Annotated in this window: 3 protein-coding genes; 2 read left to right on the top strand and 1 reads right to left on the bottom strand. The window is 67.6% G+C overall.

Going from position 1 to position 3100, the window contains the following annotated elements; translation table 11 throughout:
- Positions 1–72 precede the first annotated feature (72 nt).
- The gene (locus ACOJSF_RS06535; RefSeq protein WP_420141409.1) at positions 73–594 is read left to right on the top strand and encodes a carboxymuconolactone decarboxylase family protein; all 522 of its coding nucleotides are present in this window, start codon (positions 73–75) and stop codon (positions 592–594) included.
- A 32-nt stretch (positions 595–626) separates the two neighbouring features.
- Here the strand turns inward: ACOJSF_RS06535 and ACOJSF_RS06530 are convergent, their stop codons facing one another.
- On the bottom strand, positions 627–2399 hold the full coding sequence (locus ACOJSF_RS06530; protein WP_420141408.1) for a cation:proton antiporter: 1773 nt from the start codon (positions 2397–2399) through the stop codon (positions 627–629).
- Between the two features lie 124 nt (positions 2400–2523).
- On the opposite strand from ACOJSF_RS06530, the gene ACOJSF_RS06525 reads away from it, so the two are divergent.
- A partial coding sequence (locus ACOJSF_RS06525) for a cation:proton antiporter (protein WP_420141407.1) occupies positions 2524–3100 on the top strand: 577 nt, incomplete at its 3' end.

Raw genomic sequence — 3100 nt, 5'->3', positions numbered from 1 at the left:
GACGGAAAAGGGGCGCCGGGCAACCGCTCGCGCGCCCCTTTTTTCTTGTCCGCTGTTCAAGGAGAATACCCCATGTCGCTCAAGACCTTTGCCGATGCACTGCCGGACTATGCCAAGGACATCCGCCTCAATCTCAACAGTCTCGCCGGCGATCAGACGCTCGGCGACCAGCGCAAGTACGGCCTTCTGCTGACTACCGCGCATGGATCCGGCTACAAGCCGCTGGTCGATGCGGCCGAGGCCGAGTGCGCGCCCAAGCTCTCGCCCGAGGCGGCCAATGCAGCCCGCGCGGCGGCGGCGGTGATGGCGATGAACAACGTCTATTACCGCTTCACGCACCTCGCCTCGAACAAGGAATATGGCACGCTGCCGGCCAAGCTGCGCATGAACGTGCTCGCCTCGCCCGGCATCGACAAGGCCGATTTCGAACTGTTCAGCCTCGCCGTGTCCGCGCAGAACGGCTGCGGCATGTGCATCGACGCGCATGAAAAGGTTCTGAAGAGCCACGGCGTCACCGCCGACGTCATCCAGGCGGCCGCCCGTTTCGGCGCGGTGATGACCGCCGCCGCGACGGTCCACGCCACGCGCGTCTGACCGGAAGCGCGCGCCGCCCGGGCGGCGCGCGCTCAGCCCTCGTCCAGCCGCCTCCGGCGCAAAGGCGGTTCGCGCGTTATCGCCGCCATCTCCATGATCTTGGCGCGGAGTTGCGCGCGCTTTTCATGGATCGACGCGATCACCGGCCCCATCGCGAGGCCGAGGTCGACCAGCACCACCTCCGACAATTGCAGCGAGGATTCGAGCGTCTCGGGTACGGCGTCGGTCGCGCCCGCGCGGTAGAGTTCGGCCGCATGGTTCGGGTCACGCGCGCGCGCAACGATCGTCAGGTCGGGAAACTGATCCCGGATCCGCCGCGTCATCCGCACGACCTGCACCGGATCGTCCATCGTCAGCACGACCGCGCTCGCCTGGCCCAGATGAAGCTTGTCGATCATGCCCGGGCGGGTGATGTCGCCGAAGGTCGCGCTGTAGCCCCGCCGCCGCGCATGCGCGACCGTGTCGGCGTCGGCGTCGACCGCGAGGTAGGGCAGGCGGTGCGCCTGCATCATCTGCGCGACCAGCCGGCCGACGCGGCCCAGGCCGACGATATAGGCGCGTTGTACGCCCTCCTCGGGCACTTCCTCCACCGGCCCGGCCGAACGTCTCTCGACACGGCGGGCGATGTCGCGCCCGACGCTCGCCAGCAGTGGCGTGATGGTCAGGCCGAGCGCGGTGACGATTTGCCAGAAAGCCGCGGTGTCGCGGGAGATGAGCTGCGCCTGCACCGCCGTCGCCAGCACGATCAGCGTCGTTTCCGACGGGCTCGCCATCAGGATGCCCGTTTCGGTGGCGACGCCGCGACGCGCGCCGCTGAACCGCAGGATCGCGGCGGTGATCAGCGCCTTGACCAGCACGACGCCCACTACCGCCGTCGTCAGCGACAGCCAGTCGGCGGCGATGACGCGCACGTCGACGCTCATGCCGACCGTGATCAGGAACACGCCGAGCGCCAGTCCCTTGAACGGTGCGGTGATCAATTCGACCTCCGCATGATAATCGGTCTCGGCGATCAGGATGCCGGCCAGGAGCGCGCCGACGATCGGCGACAGGCCGACCGCCGACGTGGCAATCGAGGCGAGGATCACGATCAGCAGGCTGACCGCAAGAAACAGTTCGGGGCTCTTGGTCCGCGCCGCCTGCGCGAACAGGCGCGGGAGCAGCACGCGACCGAGGATCAACATGGCCGCGATGGTGAGCGTTCCGAAGCCGATCGTACGCGCCAGCCCGTCCCACCGGTCCTGCGCGCCGAACGGGGCGAGTGCGCCGAGCGTGAAGATGATCGGCACCAGCGCCACGTCCTCGAACAGCAGCATGCTGAAGGCGCGCCGGCCGACCGCGCCGGTCATGCCCGTCATCGGCAGCACCAGCGCGGTCGACGACAAAGCGAGCGCCGTGCCCAACCCCAGCGCGCCGGGCCAGCTCAGGCCCAGCAGGAGGCGGAAAGCGAGCCCCAGCACCAGGCCGGACAGAAACAGCTCGGCCGCACCCAGCCCGAACACCATGCTGCGCATTGCCCACAGGCGCCTGAACGAAAGTTCGAGCCCGATCGAGAACAGCAGCAGCACGACGCCAAGCTCGGCGAATGGCTCGATCGAGCTCACGTCGGTAATGGTGAAATGAAACAGCCATGGCGCCTGACCGACCAGACTGCCCAGCCCCGATGGCCCGACCAGCAGCCCGACCAGGATGAAACCGATGACCGGATTGATCCGGAAGCGCGCGAAGGCCGGGATGACGAGCCCCGCTGCTCCCAGCACGACCAAGGTGTCGGAAAAGGCCGTGGAATGTACCGGGAGCGCCATGATCCTTTCTTCCCGCGTCGAAGGGACATTGTCACCCCCTCCGTAACTATCGGACGGAAAGGCGCATCTATCTGATTGCAACTGGGTTAGGTTCAGACGGACACCGCAACGGCAAGGGGAGACAATGCCGCATCATACGCCCCTCATCGGAACGATCGTCGCCGGCATCGTCCTCGCTTTCCTGCTCGGAACGCTGGCCAGCCGGCTGCGCCTGCCGCCGCTGATCGGCTATCTGCTGGCGGGCGTCGCGATCGGGCCGTTCACCCCGGGTTATGTGGCCGACCAGCGTCTCGCCAACGAGCTGGCCGAGATCGGCGTCATCCTGCTGATGTTCGGCGTGGGGCTGCACTTCTCGCTCAAGGATCTGATGGCGGTCCGGCGCATCGCCATTCCCGGGGCCGTCGTACAGATCGCGGCGGCGACCTTGATGGGGATGGCGCTGGCCGCCGCACTCGGCTGGTCGCTCGCGGGCGGCTTCGTCTTCGGACTGGCCTTGTCCGTGGCCAGCACGGTGGTGCTGCTGAAGGCGCTGCAGGAATTGCGGCTGATCGATACCGACCGCGGCCGCATCGCGGTCGGTTGGCTGATCGTCGAGGATCTGGTGATGGTGCTGGCGCTGGTGCTGCTTCCGGCGATGGCGGGCGCAAGCGGCGGCGGCGGGCTTGCGCTCACGCTTGTCGTCACGATCGGCAAGGTGGCGG

It is taken from the genome of Sphingomonas sp. (assembly GCF_048594985.1).
Lineage (GTDB): Bacteria > Pseudomonadota > Alphaproteobacteria > Sphingomonadales > Sphingomonadaceae > Sphingomonas_I.
The sequence above is the reverse complement of the archived record's forward strand: the minus strand, read 5'-3'. Positions and strand labels throughout refer to the sequence as shown.